This is a genomic window from Nitrosovibrio sp. Nv6 (assembly GCF_900110495.1).
In the GTDB taxonomy this organism is placed as follows: Bacteria; Pseudomonadota; Gammaproteobacteria; order Burkholderiales; family Nitrosomonadaceae; genus Nitrosospira.
Genome location: NZ_FODX01000001.1, coordinates 1 through 18,543, shown reverse-complemented (window position 1 = coordinate 18,543; position 18,543 = coordinate 1). Strand labels below are relative to the sequence as shown.

The window sequence follows — 18,543 nt, the reverse complement described above, 5'->3', positions numbered from 1 at the left end:
ACAAGCAGGGCCATCTTATTTAAACTACAATTTGCTGCGACCGACGTGTGCAAGCAAATCATCTACAGTGGTATGCATCACTTCCATCAATGGCAACGGGTAGAGGCCCATCCCCAGCACCGCTGCCGCCAGAACCGCGAGTATCAGAATCTCGCGCCTGCCGATATCCTGCATCCCTTCCACAGCCGGATGTACCACCGCACCGAATATTACGCGCTTGTACATCCATAGAGTGTACGCCGCGCCGGTTATAAGCGTGGTGGCGGCGAAGAACGCGTACCAGAAATTGACCTTCACGGCAGCCATGATGACGATGAATTCACCGACAAAACCACTGGTGCCGGGCAACCCGGAATTAGCCATGGCAAACAGCATGAAGAATGCGGCGAATATCGGCATTCTGCTGGCGAGCCCCCCGTAGTCGGCGATCTGGCGCGAATGGAGCCGGTCGTACATCACCCCGACGCATAGAAACATGGCGGCGGATATAAATCCATGCGAAACCATCTGCACCATTGCACCCTCGATCCCGTAAGAATTGAACAGGAAAAAACCAAGCGTGACAAATCCCATATGCGCCACCGATGAATAGGCAATGAGCTTTTTCATATCCGCCTGCACCAGTGCAACAAGACCGATATAAACGACCGCAATCAATGATAAGGCAATCATCATGCCGGAAAGAGACTGACTTGCATCCGGCACGATCGGCAGTGAAAAGCGCAAGAAACCATAACCACCCATTTTCAGCAGTATTGCCGCCAGCACTACCGATCCACCAGTCGGCGCCTCCACGTGGGCATCCGGCAGCCAGGTATGAACTGGCCACATGGGCACCTTGACTGCGAACGCCAACAGGAAAGCGACAAATATCAGGATTTGCGGCGCCAGTGGGAGTGGGAGCTTGTGATAATCAAGTATGGAAAAACTGCCGTCGGAAACCTGATAGAGATAAATGAACGCCACCAGCATCAACAGGGAACCCAGGAGCGTGTAAAGAAAAAACTTGATCGCGGCGTACACGCGGTTGGGGCCTCCCCAGACGCCAATGATGAGGAACATCGGGATCAGCGAAGCTTCCCAGAAGACATAGAAAAGAATCGCATCGAGTGATGAGAACACGCCGTTGACGATACCCGACATGATAAGAAACGCGGCCATATATTGAGACACGCGTTTGCTTATCACCTGCCATCCGGCAATTATCACCAGCGGGGTAGTGAAGCAGTTCAGCAGGATCAGCGGCATGGCAATGCCATCCACGCCGAGATGATAATGAATGTTGAAGCGTTCGATCCAGACGTTGTATTCGACGAACTGCATGGCGGTTGTTAACGGATCGAACCGCGTATAAAGCGGGATTGCAACCAGGAAACCCGCTACCGCGCCGATGAGCGCGATCCATCTCGCCAGGTGGGCATTGCGATCGCCGCCCGTCGCAAGCACACCAATGCCGGCAAGAATAGGCAGCCAGATGACAAGACTTAACAGGGGAAGACCAAACAACATGTTTATTCCATTTTATTCATTAGCGCGCAGCGGATGCGGGTAAAGCCCGCAATAGTATTTTTATTGTATTTTGTTGCCCTATGATACGAACAACCACAAACTCATCAGTATAAACACGCCAACGATCATGGTGAACGCATAGTGATAGATATAGCCGGACTGGAAGCGGCGCACCAGCATGGCGGTTCCGGCGACCACTCGCGCTGTGCCGTTAACGAAGAATCCGTCAATCACTTTTGCATCGCCGAATTTCCACAATCCCCTGCCGAGCGCACGGGCGCCTCCCGCGAAGAGCCAGGAATAAAATTCGTCGATGAAATATTTACGGTCGAGCAGCGTGAAAAGCGGACCGGCAGCCTGCTTTATTTTTCCCGGCAAATCGGTTTTCACCATGTATAGATACCAGGCAGTAAAAATTCCGCCGATGGAAAACCAGAATGGCAAGGTAGATACCGCGTGAGTCATCATTCCGAATATGCCATGAAATTCCGCTGACATCCTCGCCATGGCCTCATGCTGAGGCATGATCTGTATGGTGCTGCCAAAATAATCTCCAAACAGCATCGGCCCGATAAGCCAGCCCGCACCAATGGAGGGTATCGCCAGGGCAACGAGCGGCAGCGTAACCACCCAGGGCGATTCATGCAGATGTTCTTCAGTGTGATGGTCCATCCGAGGCTTGCCATGAAACGTCATGAACAGCAGGCGAAAGGTGTAAAACGCAGTAACGAATACGGTGGTTACCGCGCAGAAGTAGGCGAAGCCGGCGCCGGGAATGTCTGCAAAGTGCGTCGCTTCTATGATGGCATCCTTGGAAAAGAAACCCGAAAAACCAGGTACGCCGGCGCTTGCCAGTGCAGCGATGAACATTGTCCAATATGTAATTGGCATATATTTCCTGAGCCCGCCCATTTTCCGCATGTCCTGCTCGTGATGCATGGCAATGATGACGGAGCCTGCGCCCAGAAATAGCACCGCCTTGAAAAAAGCATGGGTCATGAGATGAAAAATGCCGGCTGAATAAGCCGATGCGCCGAGGGCTATCGTCATGTAACCCAGCTGTGACAATGTCGAATACGCCACCACGCGCTTGATGTCGTTCTGCACAATGGCCACCAACGCCATGAATAGCGTGGTGATGCCACCGATCACCAGCATGAACGATAGCGCCGTTTCGGTTAACTCAAACAGCGGCGACATGCGCGCCACCATGAAAATACCCGCGGTCACCATCGTAGCGGCATGGATCAGCGCGGAAATAGGCGTTGGGCCCTCCATTGAATCAGGCAGCCATACATGTAACGGAAATTGCGCTGATTTACCCATTGCCCCGACAAAGAGCAAAATACAGATTGCGGACAAGAGCTCCCACTGCGAGCCGGGAATGATTTCAATCGTCTGCGTCACGATCTGCGGCGCCTGGGCGAATACGGCCGCATAATCCAGCGTGCCGAAATATATCAGCACCAGACCGATGCCGAGGAGAAAGCCAAAATCACCGACGCGATTGACCAGGAAAGCTTTCAGGTTGGCATAAATTGCGGTGGGGCGCATATACCAGAATCCGATAAGCAGATAGGAAACCAGTCCCACCGCCTCCCAGCCAAAGAAAAGCTGGAGAAAATTATTGGACATCACCAGCATCAGCATGGAGAAGGTGAAAAGCGAGATATAGCTGAAAAAGCGCTGGTAGCCAGGATCCTCGTGCATATATCCGATCGTGTAGATATGCACCATTAAAGAAACAAAGCTCACCACAATCATCATTGTGGCCGAGAGTTGATCGATCAGAAATCCAACCTCAAAACGGGTGTCGCCTGAGGTCAGCCAGGTGTAAACGCTGCCGTTATAGATATTTCCCTTCAACACATCCAGAAAAACGGTGACGGACGCGGCCACGCAAACGAGCATCAACAAGATGGTAATGCGGTGGCTCCACGCGGGACCGATCAGGCGCCCGAGCAGCCCGGCAACAAGCGCCCCGGCCAGAGGCGCCAGCGGCACCAATAGATATAGTTTTTGCATCTCAGTCATGAAATTCAGTTTTTGTTGTTTGAATCGCCAATACCCGACCCCGGGATATCCCCGGGTTCTCCACCCTGAAAAGCTATCCTTTAAGTTTGTCCAGGTCGTCTACATTGATGGTGTGCAGGTTGCGAAACAGCACCACCAGTATCGCCAGGCCAATGGCGGATTCTGCCGCGGCCACGGTAAGAATGAAAAACACGAAAATTTGCCCCGCTGTATCCTGCAGATAGTGGGAGAAGGCGACAAAATTCATGTTTACCGCCAACAGCATCAGTTCAATTGCCATCAAGAGGATGATCACATTTTTCCTGTTGAGGAATATCCCCACAATGCTGATGGCGAACAGAATCGCACCGAGAACCAGGTAATGGGATAATGAAACCAAACTGCGCCCCCTTTTAGGACAACGTCAAAATACGACTGACTATGTAATTACTTTTTATTCTTTCTTTTCGGATGGCATTGTCACCATACGAATCCGGTCTTCGCGCTTCACCGCAACCTGCTTCGCCACATCCATCGCTTTGTTGCCGGTACGGCGCCGCAGTGTCAGCGCGATGGCGGCTACTATCGCCACGAGCAGAATAACGGCCGCCAACTCAAAGGCGTAAACATATTCGGTATAAATCAGGCGCCCCAGTTCTTTGGTATTGCTGTAATCGGCAGCACGCGCTGGCGGAGCCGGCATTTCATCGATTCCGAACTGCTTGCCCATCAGCACCATGGCCATCTCAGCCGACATCAGCAAGGCGAGCAACGCGCCAAACGGAAACCATTTCCAGAATCCTTCACGTAGTTGATCAAGATTGATATCCAGCATCATCACCACGAACAGGAACAACACCATCACGGCGCCCACATATACCAGCACCAGCGTAATGGCGAGAAATTCCGCCTGCAGCAGCAGCCATAATCCCGCTGAGGTAAAAAAAGCCAGCACCAGCAACAATGCGGAATGCACCGGATTGCGCGCGGTAATGACACCGAGAGCGGACGCCACCAGCACTGCCGAGAAAAAATAGAAAATTATATCCGCAAAACTCATGTGGGTACTTCTATAAGTTCGATGTTCCAGGGGTCGGGTTAATGTAGCGTAACCCGACAAGTCCGCTCATTTGCCAACCCACTTTGTGGGTCGGACTGGTTCTACGGGCCGGGTAGCATAACCCGGTGAAACCTCTGACACTCGCGAATCTGGATCCAGAAAGCATACCCATGTAATTAACCGCGAGATTCATCGGTAGCCGGCATCTGCCGCCCTATCCTTTGCTATCTGTTCCTCATACCGGTCTCCCACCGCAAGCAGCATCTCCTTGGTATAGATCAGGTCGCCGCGTTTCTCGCCGTGATATTCCAGGATACGAGTCTCGACAATCGAATCCACCGGGCAGGACTCTTCGCAGAAGCCGCAAAATATGCATTTTGTCAGGTCTATGTCATAACGCGTGGTGCGCCGGGTTCCATCATCGCGCTGCTCGGATTCGATGGTGATGGCCAATGCCGGACACACCGCTTCGCATAGCTTGCAAGCGATACAGCGCTCTTCGCCGTTCGGATACCGGCGTAATGCATGGAGCCCGCGAAAGCGTGGCGATTGGGGCGTTTTTTCTTCGGGAAAGTGCACCGTGATTTTACGCGCAAACATGTATCGTCCGGTTAGCATCATCCCTTTGAGCAGTTCAAATAACAGGAAAGTACGGAAAAAATCCTTGATACGGTTCATGGCTTTCTCCTGTCTCAGTGGAACCACAAATTAAGCGGGAATGCGCTCAGAATCGACGATGGGAGCTGCATCACCAGGCCTAAAAGCAGTATCCAGACCAACGTGATAGGAATAAACACCTTCCAGCCAAGACGCATGATCTGATCATAGCGGTAGCGTGGAAAAGTGGCGCGGAACCAGAGAAAACAAAACAGTAAAAATGCTATTTTTAAAACCAGCCAGATAAAACCGGGAACCAGCGTAAATGGTGCAATGTTGACCGGAGGCAGCCAACCGCCCAGAAATATGATGCTGGCAAGCGTAGCCACCAGGATCATGTTGGAATATTCCGCCAGAAAGAACACGGTAAAGGCCATGCCGGAATACTCGACATGGAACCCTGCTACGATTTCCGACTCACCCTCGGCCACATCGAACGGCGCGCGATTGGTTTCCGCGACACCGGAAATGAAGTACACCAAAAACATGGGAAACAACGGAAGGAGATACCAGTTAAGGAAGCTCCCGCCCTGCTGACCCATGACGATATCTCCCAGATTCAGACTCTGCGACATCATCAGTACGCATACCAGGGCAAAACCCATTGCCAGCTCGTATGAAACCACCTGCGCGGCGGAACGCATCGCGCCGAGGAACGCATACTTGGAGTTGGACGCCCAGCCAGCGATGATAACTCCATAGACGCCCATGGAAGTCATAGCCAGAATATAAAGCAGAGCCGCATTGATATCCGCCAATACCACTTCCGGAGAAAATGGCACGACCGCCCAAGCCGCAAGTGCGGGGGCGAACGTCAATATCGGCGCAAGCACGAACAGGAATTTATTCGCGCCGCTGGGAACGATGATTTCTTTCATCACCGCCTTGACCGCATCTGCAATGGGTTGCGCCCAGCCGCCAAGCCACGGAATGCCAAAGAAGGTCACCCGGTTGGGTCCCACGCGCATCTGCATGAAGGCGATGATCTTGCGTTCCGCAAACGTAAGATAGGCCACAGCCAGCATCAGGGGCAGCACGATGGCGAAGATCAACAGCACGTTCTTGGTCAAAACGAACAGGGCCGGACCCCACTCGGCGCCGAAAAAATCCCCGAATAATTGTTGCGCGTATTCCATCAGATAATTCCGGTTTCTTCCATCACAGCCTTTCCACCACTATTTCATCGAACATTCCACCCAGAGCCGCGGTCAGCGGGTGTGCGGAAGCCACGCGCACGCAGTTGGCGGGCAGCTTATCGTTCCGCGCCGCCGCCAGTTGCACTTCGCCTTCTCCCTGCTTCAACCGGACGTTGTCTCCGGCTCCTATGCCAAGCTTGTCCATGAGATCACCGCGCATCCATGCCTTCGGCACACCCGCGTCACTGGTCCGCTGCAGGGATTCAGCACGGCGCACGATAGGATCGGCCTGATAAATCGGTACTTCGCCGATGCGCTGGATTTCAATATCCTTCGGCCCAAGGTCCCCGACAACAAAACCGCTGAGATTATTATTCAGGCGAGCGCCGACATCGGTTCCCGCCGGCAGGATATCCGCGCGCACCTGATCCGGCGTTTCGTAATCAAAGCCATCGAGTTGCAGCATATTGCCCAGCACCCGGATAACCTTCCATGCCGGACGCGTTTCTCCGAGGGGCGCCACAACGCCATTGAAACTTTGCACGCGGCCTTCCGTGTTGATGAAAGTGCCGGAGGTCTCGGTGAACGGCGCGACAGGCAGCAATACATCGGCGTAATCGCCTTGAAGCACAGCGTAGTTTTTGTATGCGGTCATCATCACAACCAGCTCGGCTGCGCCCAGGGCTTTCATTGTTTGCCGCGGGTCGTAGCTATCCAATTCCGGTTCCAGATTTAGCAGAATATAAGCTTGGCATGACTCCCCGGCAGTAGCTTCAGCACGCATCCCGAACATTTGCGAAGTATCGAGGCTTCCTGATCGCACCTGACTGCCGGCCGACTCGCCCATGGCATTCCGGTCAGGAACTGCCCCGGCGATATAGGCGCCGACGCTGTTGGCGGCCTCGCCTAATATGCCGAATTGCGCGTCGGCAATTTGGGCAATATGCTGCGCCAGCACGTGAATATCCGTGTATTGCGGATGATGTTGAGCCACGTTGCCGAGGAAGATAGCAGCGGGTTTATTATCGATGAGGCTGGCTGCGATCGAACGCGCGGCATCACTCACGTTAACCGTGTTTAACGCATTCTTTGCGTCGCCAGGAATTTCCACATTCTTTGACTCGGCGGCGGCTTTCAGAACCTGGGCAAGCATGGCTGCCATGTCGGAGGGCGCGACAATGGTGCGATTCGCTACCTTGGTAAGCAGGTCATCATCCACTGGATTGATCAAGTTCAACTGTGCGCCATGTTTTACCGCCTGGCGTAAACGCTGCGCAAGGAGAGGATGATCCTTGCGCAAGGTGCTGCCAATAACCAGCGCCGACTTAAGGCGAGAAACATCCGCGATGCTCATTCCCAGCCATGGCGTACCTTGCATATGATCATCCGCACGAAAATCGGATTGCCGCAGACGATGATCAATATTTCCACTACCTAATCCTCGCACGAATTTTTGTAGCAGATAGAGTTCCTCCAGCGTGCTATGAGGAGAAACCAATGCGCCGATACTTTGCGCGCCATGTTTTTCCGTTACGGCTTTCAATCCGTTAGCGACGAATTCCAGCGCCGTTTGCCAGTCGCATTCCTGCCACTGACCCTCGCGCTTTATCATCGGCTTGCTCAGGCGCTCTTCCGAGTTTAATCCCTCGTACGAGAAACGATCCTTATCCGACAACCAGCACTCGTTGATGTCCTCGTTCTCACGCGGCAAGACCCGCATTACACGATTCTGTTTCACCTGGACCACCAGATTGGAGCCGAGACCGCAATGAGGACTCACGGATTTTCTGCGGGATAATTCCCATGTGCGCGCTGAATAACGGAATGGCTTGCTCACGAGCGCGCCTACCGGACAGAGATCGATCATGTTGCCCGACAACTCCGAATCCACCGTACGGCCCACAAATGAAAGGATTTCAGCATGCTCACCGCGGCCCGCCATCCCCAACTCCATGATGCCGGCAATCTCCTGTCCAAAGCGTACACAACGCGTGCAATGGATACAGCGCGTCATATCGGTGGAAATCAGGGGACCCAGATTTTTGTTTGCCACCACCCGCTTGGCTTCCGTGTAGCGTGATGAGCTCGCTCCATAACCCACGGCCAAGTCCTGCAGCTGGCATTCACCGCCCTGATCACAGATAGGGCAATCCAGCGGATGATTAATCAGCAGAAATTCCATCACGCCTTTCTGTGCTGTCACCGCCTGTCCGGAATGGGTCGATACCTTCATGCCTTCCATGGCGGGAGTCGCGCAGGCGGGCAAGGGCTTGGGCGCTTTTTCCACCTGTACCAGGCACATGCGGCAATTGGCGGCGATGGAGAGCTTTTTGTGATAGCAGAAATGAGGAATGTATATACCCAGCTGATTCGCACCGTCCATGACGGTGCCATTCTTGGGCACAGACACCGGTTTACCGTCGATTTCGAAATTGATCATTGGATAAATACTCTCGGCTTAACGAATCGGCTTAGCGAGTAAACGCAGACAAGAAAAAAACACATCGGCTTCATCCGTGCTATTCGCCACCCCTGCTATACCAGGCATTTCTTGTGCTCGATATGGTATGCAAACTCGTCACGAAAATGCTGAATCATAGCGCGTACCGGCATTGCGGCAGCATCGCCCAGTGCGCAGATGGTGCGCCCCTGAATATTGTCGGCAACATTGTTGAGCAGATCCAGATCCTCCATCCGCCCCTTGCCGGTTTCGATGCGATGCACAACACGGTAGAGCCACCCGGTGCCTTCCCGGCAAGGCGTGCATTGACCACACGATTCTTCATAATAAAAATAGGACAGCCGCTCCAGCGCTCTCACCATGCAGGTGGTGTCATCCATAATGATGACCGCGCCCGAACCCAGCATCGACCCCGCTTTGGCGATGGAATCATAATCCATGTCCGTCTCCATCATGACGTCCCCCGGCAGTACCGGCATGGATGAGCCCCCAGGAATGCAACCTTTCAGTTTTCGCCCGCCCCGCATACCGCCCGCCATCTCCAGCAGTGTTGCGAACGGCGTACCCAGCGGCACCTCATAGTTGCCCGGCTTGTTGACATGACCGGAAACGGAGAAAAGCTTCGTCCCGCCATTATTGGGCTTGCCCAGTTGCAGAAATTTGTCCCCACCGTTGCGGATGATCCAGGGCACGGAGGCGAATGTTTCGGTGTTGTTGATGGTGGTGGGCTTGCCATAGAGGCCAAAGCTGGCAGGGAAAGGAGGCTTGAAGCGTGGTTGGCCTTTCTTGCCTTCCAGTGATTCCAGCAGCGCGGTTTCCTCGCCACAGATATAGGCGCCGTAACCATGATGATTGTATAACTGGAAACTGAAATCGGAACCCAGAATGTTATTCCCGAGTAGTCCCGCCTCGCGTGCTTCGTCTACCGCTTCCTCCATGCGCTCATAGGTATCCCAGATTTCTCCATGAACATAGTTGTAGCCGGTCCTGATGCCCATTGCATAAGCACCGATCATCATGCCTTCGATCAGAATGTGCGGGTTGTGCTGCATGATGTCGCGGTCCTTGAAGGTGCCGGGTTCGCCTTCGTCCGAATTGCACACCAGGTACTTGTCGCCTTCGTACTGCTTGGGCATGAAACTCCATTTCAGCCCAGTGGGAAAACCCGCACCACCGCGACCCCGCAAGGCAGATTTCTTGACTTCCTCGATGACCTTTTCCGGCGGAATCTTTTCGTTCAGAATTTTTCTAATCGCGGCATAACCCTCGCGCTGCTCATAATTTTTGAGGCGCCAATTGTCCGGATCCGATGGATTCACTCCGGCCAGCAGTACCTGTGTAGGCTGAGTCATTTGCTCAACTCCTCCAGCAATTGGTCAATCGCGCCGTTGGACATGAAACTGCACATGCGTTTGTTGTTGACCAGGAGTACAGGCGCGTCACCGCATGCCCCCATACACTCGCCTTCTTTCAAGGTGAATTTACCGTCAGCAGTCGTCTCGTTGAAATTGATACCCAATTTTTGCCGGAAATGCGCCACGGCCTCATTCGCGCCGGATAACGCGCAAGGCAAATTCGTACAGATAGTGATCTTGAATTTGCCCAGCGGCTGCAAATTGTACATATTGTAGAAGGCCGCCACCTCATATACCGCGATTGGCGGCATTTCAAGATAATGGGCGACAAAATCCATTATTTCGGTGGTCAGCCACCCTTTCTCATCCTGAGCGATGGCGAGCGCCGACATTACCGCTGATTGCTTTTGATCGGCGGGATATTTGGCGATTTCACGGTCGATTTTTTTGATGGACTCGGCGCTTAACATCTTGATAACTGTTTAACTGTCAATGACGTCATCTGTCTATTTCACCGAACACAATATCCTGCGTACCGATAATGGCTACAACATCGGCAATCATATGTCCGCGCGACATTTCATCCAGCGCCGCCAGATGAGCAAAGCCTGGCGCACGGATTTTCAGGCGATAAGGCATATTGGCGCCATCCGATACCAGATAAATGCCGAATTCCCCTTTGGGATGCTCAATCGCGGCATAGGTTTCACCAGGGGGCACGTGAAAACCCTCGGTAAAAAGTTTGAAATGATGAATCAACTCTTCCATATTCTGTTTCATTTCAACTCGTGGAGGCGGTGCGACCTTATGGTTATCCGTGATGACCGGGCCGGGATTCTTTCGCAGCCAATCGACACACTGCCTGATGATGCGGTTGGACTGACGGAATTCCTCAATCCGGACCAGATAGCGATCATAGCAATCGCCATTGACACCTACCGGTATGTCAAAATCCATTCGATCGTATACTTCGTAAGGCTGTTTTCTCCGCAAATCCCATTCCACACCGGAACCGCGCAGCATGGGGCCGGTGAAGCCAAGCGCCTTTGCCCGTTCCGGCGAGACCACACCAATGCCGACAAGACGCTGTTTCCAGATACGGTTGTCTGTAAGCAGGGTTTCATACTCATCTACATAGGTAGGAAACCGGTTGGTAAAATCTTCGATAAAATCCAGCAGCGAACCGCTACGATTTTCGTTGAGTACCTTGGTACTTTTTTCGTTATGGATTTTTGACGCCTGATATTGCGGCATCGATTCCGGAAGATCCCGATAGACCCCGCCAGGGCGGTAATAAGCAGCGTGCATTCTGGCGCCCGACACCGCTTCGTAAACATCCATCAGGTCTTCCCGGTCGCGAAACGCGTACAGAAATACCGTCATCGCGCCCACATCCAGCGCATGGGCGCCCAGCCATAAAAGATGATTGAGTATCCGTGTGATTTCGTCGAACATCACGCGAATATATTGCGCGCGCACCGGGACCTCGAGTTGAAGCAGCTTCTCGATGGCCATCACATAAGCATGCTCGTTACACATCATGGACACATAGTCCAACCGGTCCATGTAAGGAACGGATTGAATGTAGGTCTTGTATTCGGCCAACTTTTCGGTCGCGCGGTGCAGCAACCCGATATGCGGATCGGCACGCTGAATGACTTCTCCGTCGAGCTCCAGCACCAGGCGCAATACTCCATGCGCCGCGGGATGCTGCGGACCGAAGTTCATCGTGTAGTTGCGTATCTCAGCCATATTTAAGAGTCTTCCACGGAGACTTCATTCACTATCCCCATAATGCTCTTCGCGGATTACGCGCGGCGTAATCTGGCGCGGTTCGATGCTGACCGGCTGATAGATTACCCGTTGCTGATCGGGGTCATAACGCATCTCGACGTTACCACTTAATGGAAAGTCCTTTCGAAACGGACTGCCAATAAAACCATAATCGGTAAGAATACGGCGTAAATCCGGATGGCCGGTGAAAACGATACCGTAAAGATCGAACGCCTCACGCTCGAACCAGTTAGCGGACGGCCAGATGCCTATCACCGAATCCACAACCGGGAATTCATCATCATTCGCAAACGCCTTGACCCGCACCCTATGGTTATGGTTGATGGAGAGCAGGTGATATACAACAGCAAAGCGCTTGCCCGTCCGGTCGTTTTCGCCGACAAATTCGGCGCCATAGCCCAAATAATCCAGACCACATAAATCGATGAGCATTTCAAAACCCAGTTCGGGATGATCGCGCAGGGTTTCCATCGCTCCCAACAAATCAGCAGGAAGCACCGATATGGTGAGCTCGCCCAGTTGTTCGCTGACATTGACAAGCTTATCGGCCAACACATTTTGAAGGCAAAAGGAGAGCGTTTCCAGACGAGGCGACGACATATGATGACTCAACGGGCGATGGTATTGGTGCGGTGGATTTTATTCTGCAACTGAATAATCCCGTAGAGTAACGCTTCCGCCGTGGGTGGACAGCCGGGGACGTAGATATCGACCGGCACGATGCGGTCGCAGCCACGTACAACAGAATACGAGTAATGATAATAACCGCCCCCGTTGGCGCAGGAGCCCATGGATATTACCCAGCGCGGCTCAGCCATCTGGTCGTAGACCTTACGCAATGCGGGCGCCATTTTGTTGCACAAAGTGCCGGCAACAATCATCACGTCCGATTGACGCGGACTTGGGCGGAATACGATCCCAAAACGGTCGAGGTCGTAACGCGACGCGCCCGCCTGCATCATCTCCACTGCACAACAGGCGAGACCAAAAGTCATGGGCCACATGGACCCGGTACGTCCCCAGTTGATAACCGAATCCAGACTCGTGGTGACAAAACCTTTTTCCATTGCACCGTTAGCACTCATGACCTTAATCCCATTCCAGGGCGCCCTTGGTCCACTCGTAGATAAAACCCACGACCAGGATGCCGAGAAAAACCATCATTGCGATAAAACCGAAGAGACCAATCTCGCTCAATACAACCGCCCATGGAAACAGGAACGCAATCTCCAGGTCGAACAGGATGAACAGGATGGCTACCAGATAATAGCGTACGTCGAATTTCATGCGCGCATCTTCGAACGCTTCGAAACCGCACTCGTACGGGGACAATTTCTCGCTGTCAGGACGGTTTGGACCAAATAGCCAGCCAAACCCCATGGCCAAGGCCCCTACGGCAAGGCCAAGCAAAATGAACAGCAGAATGGGAAAGTAATTTTCGAGCATATGCAATCAAAAGTATAGAGCTGGAGAGCAGGCCCACCTTTACTCTTTGCCCGGCCTGATTCTCCGCTTATTCCATTTAAATGGTGCCGACGGCGAGAGTCGAACTCGCACAGCTTTCGCCACCGCCCCCTCAAGACGGCGTGTCTACCAATTTCACCACGTCGGCGGCTTAATTCGAGTTCCGATCTGAAGCATAATCTTGATTAGAACGCAGCTTTAATTGATTGTTCAATCAGCTCATCATTAAAGCTCGATTAACTCATCATTAAGTTATTCCGGTATTTCTGTAGCTTTGGAAGCTCCTCCATCCGCGGGAATTTCAGGTGCAGCCTGTGAGGACTCGGCCGGCTGAGCGGGCTGAGGGGGCTTGGCTGATTGTGCGGGCACTTCTTTATCCATGACTCCTCCATCTTCCGTCTTGTGACCGGAAAGATAGGTTAGACCCAGACTGGTCATGAAAAATACTGCGGCCAGCACACCGGTGGTCCTGCTCAGAAAATTTGCCGAGCCACTGGCGCCAAACAGACTTCCCGAAGAACCGCTGCCGAAGGCGGCTCCCATATCAGCCCCTTTACCGTGCTGCAGCAGAACCAGAACAATTACGCTGACGGCCGACAAGAGGTGTAGTATCCAGATGACTGTTTCCAAAACCTACTCCAAAATGAATTAGTTTTTAGCCGCGCGACAGATGGTGATGAATTCATCGGCAACAAGTGAAGCACCGCCAATCAGACCCCCATCAATGTCGGGCATGGCAAATAGTTCCGCAGCATTGTTCGCCTTGACGCTGCCGCCATAAAGAATTTGAAGTTCATTAGCAACTCCGCGACTATTAGCGGCGATTCTGCTGCGAATGAATCCATGCACGTCCTGGGCCTGCTGCGGTGTAGCAGTTTTACCGGTACCGATAGCCCACACAGGCTCATAAGCAAGTACAGACTCCGCAAGTGCATCTATCCCCATCAGGTCAATTACCGTGTCCAATTGCTCTGCCACTACCTGCTCGGTAACGGCGGCCGCGCGCTGATCCAGGGTTTCGCCAATGCACAGGACAGGTATCAGCCCAGCTGTCTGCGCCGCCTTGAATTTCAGCGCTACCGTATGATTATCCTCACCATACAACGCGCGGCGTTCCGAGTGACCGACTATGACATAGCGACAACCGAAATCCGTTAACATGGCCGCCGAAACTTCGCCTGTGTAGGCGCCTTTATCATGCTGACTCAGGTTCTGGGCGCCCCAGGAAACAGCTGTATGCTGCAACACCGACTGCGCCTGCGAAAGATAGGGGTAAGGCACACACACGGTCAGACCAATCCCGCTCAGCCCTTCCGTTCCGGCCACAATCGCAGCAAGCAACTCCCGATTCTGTATGGTTCCGCCGTGCATTTTCCAGTTACCCGCAACCAGCTTCGGACGCATAGCCATGGAGAGCCGCCTTTGACTTGAAAGCTGCGAATGTTACCCGTGAATGAATACGGGGTCAATCACGACTGACAATATCGCCCGGGAACAAAAGCCCCGAAGAAAATAAAACGACGTGGGCGAAGACAAGCAAACAAAATGGGTGTAGGAATAGCCGTGGGCATGACCGTGGCCGTGGGTATGGAAGAGCCGGCGGAAGAGCGCGGAGCGCGTCGGCCAATACCGCAAAAAGAAACTATCAATAGATCGGTATATGAATCTATCCGAAACGTCCGGTAATGTAATCTTCCGTCTGTTTATTTTTGGGTTTGATGAAAATGGTGTCAGTAACATCAAACTCGATAATCTCACCGAGATACATATAAGCGGTGTAATCCGAGACACGCGCTGCCTGCTGCATATTGTGGGTAACGATGAGAATCGTTACCTTATCTTTCAGGTCAGCGATGAGTTCCTCAATGCTCGCTGTAGCGATCGGGTCAAGCGCGGAAGTAGGTTCGTCGAACAACAGGATTTCGGGATCGGTTGCAAGTGCCCGTGCGATACACAGGCGTTGCTGCTGACCGCCGGAAAGATTATAGGCAGGTTGATTCAGGCGGTCTTTTGCTTCGTCCCATAGCGCTGCACCGCGCAGCGCTTCCTCCACTTTCTCGTCCAGTACCGCACGCTGTCTGACGCCACGCACGCGCAAACCATAAGCAACATTCTCGTAAATTGACTTCGGGAAGGGGTTCGGTTTCTGAAATACCATGCTGATGCGCATCCGTACTTCGATTGGATCGACATTACGCGAAAGTATATTGATATTGTCCGGATGCAGAATGATTTCGCCCACGTAACGATTGCCGGGGTAAAGGTCGTGCATACGATTGAAGCAGCGCAGAAACGTGGATTTGCCGCATCCCGAGGGGCCGATCAGTGCAGTTACCTTTTTTTCGTGCAACATCATGTTGACGTTTTTGAGCGCGGAGAAGGCGCCGTAATAAAAGCTAAGGTTTCTGACTTCCGACTTGTACTGGGCATGCGGGGCATCGACAGTAGAATTTCCACCGGCCGAATTCTCTACCATTTTAAATTCTTGCGCATGCGGTAGCGCAAATAGATGGCAATCGCATTCATGGCAAGGGTCATCACTACCAGCACCAACCCTGCGGCCGCCGCGTTAATCTGAAACGCCTCTTCCGGCCGCGATACCCAGTTGAACATCTGGATTGGCATTACGGTAAATGGTGCCATCAGCCACTCGAAGGATATAAAAGGAAACTCGGCTTTCACCGGGGACGGCGGTAAAAAAGCGATAAAAGTCAGTGCGCCAATAGTGATGATCGGCGCTGTTTCGCCAATAGCGCGAGCCAGGCCAATAATAACGCCAGTTAAAATACCGGCCGCAGAATAAGGAAGCAGATGATCGGAAACGGTCTGCCATTTGGTTGCGCCGAGCGCGTAGGCGCCCTCGCGGATGACCACTGGAATGGCGCGTATCGCCTCTCGGGTGGCCACGATTACCACTGGCAGGATCAATAATGCCAACGCCAGTCCGGCCGACAGAATACTCTGACCAAACCCGAATTGATGTACAAAGAGGCTTAACGCCAGCAGTCCATAGATAATGGATGGAACGCCTGCAAGATTGGTAACATTGATTTCGATGATTTCGGTAATGATATTTTTGGACGCGTATTCTTCCAGATAAACCCCCGCCCCGATGCCCATTGGCACGGCGGCCGCAGCTGTCACCAGCATGACCAGGGTTGTACCGACCCAGGCGGAAAGTATGCCTGCCGATCCGGGACGACGCGATGGAAAGGATGTAAAAAAATCCCAGGACAAACGTGGGAGCCCGTCGATAAGCATATGAGCGAATAACGCCATGAATGTCAGCACCGCGATCATCAGCGCAAATATGCCGACGATCATGAAAATCAGGTCCCACAACTTATGACGTGCAATGATGGCGCGGATCTCGCCCAGGTCTTTATCCTTCATCAACTAGCCCCGGGAAAGATATAAACCTGCTCATCGGCAAGCCGGGAATCGAACAGCCAGAAATACAGGAAAAGCACATTGGGCTAATTGTGAATACAAATAACGATCATGGTTGATGATTTTAATATACTTCACGGTAACGTTTACGCAGAACATGGCCAATGATGTTGAATATCAACGTTAACAGCAGTAGCGTAAGCCCAGCGGCAAAAATAGTCTGATAACCAATGCTACCATGAGGCAGATCGCCCAGACTTACCTGAACGATATAAGCGGTAATGGTAGCGGCTGGTTCCATCGGGTTCCAGGTAAGATTTGGCTGCATGCCGGCGGCGATAGCCACCACCATCGTCTCGCCCACCGCGCGGGAAATCCCGAGAATGTAGGCAGCAGCTATGCCCGAAAAAGCGCCGGGCATCACTACCCTGATAGCCGTCTGGAATCGGGTTGCGCCCATTGCATAAGAACCTTCACGTAAATGCATGGGTACGGCGCGCATTGCGTCTTCAGCCATGGAACTCACATAGGGAATGATCATGATGCCCATCACCAGTCCGGCGGAAAGAAGACTGAAGCCGGGCAATTCGGGAAATATTTTCTGCAGCAGGGGTGTCACAAACAATAATGCGAAATAACCGTACACGACAGTCGGGACGCCGCCTAGCAACTCGAGAAATGGCTTGGCCATTTCACGGACAGTGAAAGGCGCAAATTCCGAAAGATATATCGCAGTGATCGTGCCCAGGGGAATGGCAACCAGAAGCGCGACAGCGGAACTTACTACCGTGCCGGAAATCAGCGGGAGTATGCCGTAGTGTGCGTTATCGAACAACGGCGTCCACTCGGTATCGGTGAGAAATTCCCAAAGCGGAACGTGTTCAAAAAACACAATCGACTCTTTAACCAGCATCGCGACGATAGCAATGGTGATCGCCACCGAGACAAATGCCATCAGGAACAGCAACGCTTCGATAAAACGCTCACCCAAATGCCGACGATAGCTATATCCGAGTCTTTTAGGCTGAGTCATTTCGTCGGACTGTGCTGTCGCCGGCAATGCATTTTAAAAGGAACGTTCCCTGAGCAGGTTACATATTACGCTGGGTATATTACAGTTTTGTGACATTGAAATGGCATAAAAAGCCAGAATAAGCCTTTGGCCTATTCAAGAATTGACAGACAGAGGGTCAATAATCAGAGGATTGTCGTTTAAAACATTCCGATTGGCGCTTATTCAGCTTTGAAAAATCGACCGGCAGACAAGCTTTCAAGTGATGCCCCGATTACCGGACAGAATTCCCCCATCAGATGTTACAGCGCCGCAAGCAGCGTCATTTCGGGTGGATTCCCAGTTGATCAAGGGGTCGCAGGCTGAATCAAAAATGGATAACAGCGGTTTACTGCGGTGGCAATCGGACCTAAAGCTGGATCGCCAACAGCGAATCCAGCAAAGGTACCGTTAATTGATTCGTTGCGAATTCATCTGCAGATTACCGAGACACTGATTCTTGACTGACAGCATGATCGGTCAGACTGCATCTATCATTCAATTCACTCCTCTTCCTCGTCCTCTTCTTCCTCCTCATCCTCATCCTTCGATGCGGTTTTGAGGACCAGCTTGCCCTGCTTGATGCTTTCGTTGAGGTCGGTTTCGGGAGCTTCCTTGTGCACCAGGTTCTGATGGCAGTCGATGCAGGTGGC

Annotated in this window: 18 protein-coding genes and 1 tRNA gene; all 19 read right to left on the bottom strand. The window is 52.6% G+C overall.

The window, feature by feature from the left end:
- Nucleotides 1-24: 24 nt before the first annotated feature.
- Nucleotides 25-1,509: an NADH-quinone oxidoreductase subunit M gene (locus BMX66_RS00100; protein ID WP_090877195.1), complete on the bottom strand. Its 1,485-nt coding sequence runs from the start codon at nt 1,507-1,509 to the stop codon at nt 25-27.
- 78 nt (nt 1,510-1,587) lie between these two features.
- Nucleotides 1,588-3,543: an NADH-quinone oxidoreductase subunit L gene (gene nuoL, locus BMX66_RS00095; protein WP_090877192.1), complete on the bottom strand. Its 1,956-nt coding sequence runs from the start codon at nt 3,541-3,543 to the stop codon at nt 1,588-1,590.
- 73 nt (nt 3,544-3,616) lie between these two features.
- Nucleotides 3,617-3,922, bottom strand: coding sequence for an NADH-quinone oxidoreductase subunit NuoK (nuoK, locus tag BMX66_RS00090; RefSeq protein WP_090877190.1), 306 nt, complete (start codon nt 3,920-3,922; stop codon nt 3,617-3,619).
- Between the two features lie 54 nt (nt 3,923-3,976).
- Nucleotides 3,977-4,582, bottom strand: coding sequence for an NADH-quinone oxidoreductase subunit J (locus BMX66_RS00085; RefSeq protein ID WP_090877187.1), 606 nt, complete (start codon nt 4,580-4,582; stop codon nt 3,977-3,979).
- Nucleotides 4,583-4,771: 189 nt separating this feature from the next.
- Nucleotides 4,772-5,260: an NADH-quinone oxidoreductase subunit NuoI gene (gene nuoI, locus BMX66_RS00080; protein ID WP_090877185.1), complete on the bottom strand. Its 489-nt coding sequence runs from the start codon at nt 5,258-5,260 to the stop codon at nt 4,772-4,774.
- 14 nt (nt 5,261-5,274) lie between these two features.
- The gene (nuoH, locus tag BMX66_RS00075; RefSeq protein WP_090877183.1) at nt 5,275-6,375 is read right to left on the bottom strand and encodes an NADH-quinone oxidoreductase subunit NuoH; all 1,101 of its coding nucleotides are present in this window, start codon (nt 6,373-6,375) and stop codon (nt 5,275-5,277) included.
- A 22-nt stretch (nt 6,376-6,397) separates the two neighbouring features.
- Nucleotides 6,398-8,815, bottom strand: a complete 2,418-nt coding sequence (nuoG, locus tag BMX66_RS00070; protein ID WP_090877181.1) for an NADH-quinone oxidoreductase subunit NuoG — start codon at nt 8,813-8,815, stop codon at nt 6,398-6,400.
- Between the two features lie 95 nt (nt 8,816-8,910).
- Entirely contained in the window at nt 8,911-10,188 is a 1,278-nt protein-coding gene (nuoF, locus tag BMX66_RS00065) for an NADH-quinone oxidoreductase subunit NuoF (protein ID WP_090877179.1), read from the bottom strand.
- On the bottom strand, nt 10,185-10,661 hold the full coding sequence (gene nuoE / locus BMX66_RS00060; RefSeq protein WP_090877178.1) for an NADH-quinone oxidoreductase subunit NuoE: 477 nt from the start codon (nt 10,659-10,661) through the stop codon (nt 10,185-10,187). Before nuoE ends, nuoF begins: the two co-directional genes overlap by 4 nt.
- A 28-nt stretch (nt 10,662-10,689) precedes the next feature.
- The gene (locus BMX66_RS00055) at nt 10,690-11,943 is read right to left on the bottom strand and encodes an NADH-quinone oxidoreductase subunit D (protein WP_090877176.1); all 1,254 of its coding nucleotides are present in this window, start codon (nt 11,941-11,943) and stop codon (nt 10,690-10,692) included.
- A 24-nt stretch (nt 11,944-11,967) separates the two neighbouring features.
- A complete protein-coding gene (locus BMX66_RS00050) occupies nt 11,968-12,585 on the bottom strand; it encodes an NADH-quinone oxidoreductase subunit C (protein ID WP_090877174.1) in 618 nt (205 codons plus the stop codon).
- An 8-nt stretch (nt 12,586-12,593) separates the two neighbouring features.
- Nucleotides 12,594-13,070, bottom strand: coding sequence for a NuoB/complex I 20 kDa subunit family protein (locus tag BMX66_RS00045; protein WP_090877171.1), 477 nt, complete (start codon nt 13,068-13,070; stop codon nt 12,594-12,596).
- Between the two features lie 4 nt (nt 13,071-13,074).
- The gene (locus BMX66_RS00040) at nt 13,075-13,431 is read right to left on the bottom strand and encodes an NADH-quinone oxidoreductase subunit A (RefSeq protein ID WP_090877169.1); all 357 of its coding nucleotides are present in this window, start codon (nt 13,429-13,431) and stop codon (nt 13,075-13,077) included.
- An 81-nt stretch (nt 13,432-13,512) separates the two neighbouring features.
- Nucleotides 13,513-13,597: transfer RNA gene (locus BMX66_RS00035), tRNA-Leu, on the bottom strand.
- A gap of 104 nt (nt 13,598-13,701) precedes the next feature.
- Nucleotides 13,702-14,079: a preprotein translocase subunit SecG gene (secG, locus tag BMX66_RS00030; protein ID WP_090877167.1), complete on the bottom strand. Its 378-nt coding sequence runs from the start codon at nt 14,077-14,079 to the stop codon at nt 13,702-13,704.
- An 18-nt stretch (nt 14,080-14,097) separates the two neighbouring features.
- Nucleotides 14,098-14,853, bottom strand: a complete 756-nt coding sequence (gene tpiA / locus BMX66_RS00025) for a triose-phosphate isomerase (protein WP_090879580.1) — start codon at nt 14,851-14,853, stop codon at nt 14,098-14,100.
- 262 nt (nt 14,854-15,115) lie between these two features.
- The gene (gene pstB / locus BMX66_RS00020) at nt 15,116-15,925 is read right to left on the bottom strand and encodes a phosphate ABC transporter ATP-binding protein PstB (RefSeq protein WP_090877165.1); all 810 of its coding nucleotides are present in this window, start codon (nt 15,923-15,925) and stop codon (nt 15,116-15,118) included.
- Nucleotides 15,919-16,842 carry a phosphate ABC transporter permease PstA gene (gene pstA, locus BMX66_RS00015; RefSeq protein ID WP_090877163.1) on the bottom strand — a complete coding sequence of 308 codons (924 nt, stop codon included), beginning with the start codon at nt 16,840-16,842 and terminating at the stop codon, nt 15,919-15,921. The genes pstB and pstA overlap by 7 nt, the downstream gene beginning before the upstream one ends.
- A 121-nt stretch (nt 16,843-16,963) precedes the next feature.
- Nucleotides 16,964-17,872 (bottom strand): phosphate ABC transporter permease subunit PstC, encoded by a 909-nt coding sequence (pstC, locus tag BMX66_RS00010; RefSeq protein WP_090877160.1) that lies wholly within the window; start codon nt 17,870-17,872, stop codon nt 16,964-16,966.
- Nucleotides 17,873-18,543: the final 671 nt, after the last annotated feature.

What these genes read in the sequence shown, in the direction of transcription:
- pstA (WP_090877163.1), bottom strand. Translation starts at nt 16,842, where the DNA reads ATGAAGGATAAAGACCTGGGCGAGATCCGCGCCATCATTGCACGTCAT.
- tpiA (WP_090879580.1), bottom strand. Translation starts at nt 14,853, where the DNA reads ATGCGTCCGAAGCTGGTTGCGGGTAACTGGAAAATGCACGGCGGAACC.
- nuoE (WP_090877178.1), bottom strand. Translation starts at nt 10,661, where the DNA reads ATGTTAAGCGCCGAGTCCATCAAAAAAATCGACCGTGAAATCGCCAAA.
- nuoG (WP_090877181.1), bottom strand. Translation starts at nt 8,815, where the DNA reads ATGATCAATTTCGAAATCGACGGTAAACCGGTGTCTGTGCCCAAGAAT.
- BMX66_RS00055 (WP_090877176.1), bottom strand. Translation starts at nt 11,943, where the DNA reads ATGGCTGAGATACGCAACTACACGATGAACTTCGGTCCGCAGCATCCC.
- nuoH (WP_090877183.1), bottom strand. Translation starts at nt 6,375, where the DNA reads ATGGAATACGCGCAACAATTATTCGGGGATTTTTTCGGCGCCGAGTGG.
- nuoL (WP_090877192.1), bottom strand. Translation starts at nt 3,543, where the DNA reads ATGACTGAGATGCAAAAACTATATCTATTGGTGCCGCTGGCGCCTCTG.
- pstB (WP_090877165.1), bottom strand. Translation starts at nt 15,925, where the DNA reads ATGGTAGAGAATTCGGCCGGTGGAAATTCTACTGTCGATGCCCCGCAT.
- BMX66_RS00085 (WP_090877187.1), bottom strand. Translation starts at nt 4,582, where the DNA reads ATGAGTTTTGCGGATATAATTTTCTATTTTTTCTCGGCAGTGCTGGTG.
- nuoF (WP_090877179.1), bottom strand. Translation starts at nt 10,188, where the DNA reads ATGACTCAGCCTACACAGGTACTGCTGGCCGGAGTGAATCCATCGGAT.
- BMX66_RS00045 (WP_090877171.1), bottom strand. Translation starts at nt 13,070, where the DNA reads ATGAGTGCTAACGGTGCAATGGAAAAAGGTTTTGTCACCACGAGTCTG.
- BMX66_RS00100 (WP_090877195.1), bottom strand. Translation starts at nt 1,509, where the DNA reads ATGTTGTTTGGTCTTCCCCTGTTAAGTCTTGTCATCTGGCTGCCTATT.
- pstC (WP_090877160.1), bottom strand. Translation starts at nt 17,872, where the DNA reads ATGACTCAGCCTAAAAGACTCGGATATAGCTATCGTCGGCATTTGGGT.
- BMX66_RS00040 (WP_090877169.1), bottom strand. Translation starts at nt 13,431, where the DNA reads ATGCTCGAAAATTACTTTCCCATTCTGCTGTTCATTTTGCTTGGCCTT.
- nuoI (WP_090877185.1), bottom strand. Translation starts at nt 5,260, where the DNA reads ATGAACCGTATCAAGGATTTTTTCCGTACTTTCCTGTTATTTGAACTG.
- BMX66_RS00050 (WP_090877174.1), bottom strand. Translation starts at nt 12,585, where the DNA reads ATGTCGTCGCCTCGTCTGGAAACGCTCTCCTTTTGCCTTCAAAATGTG.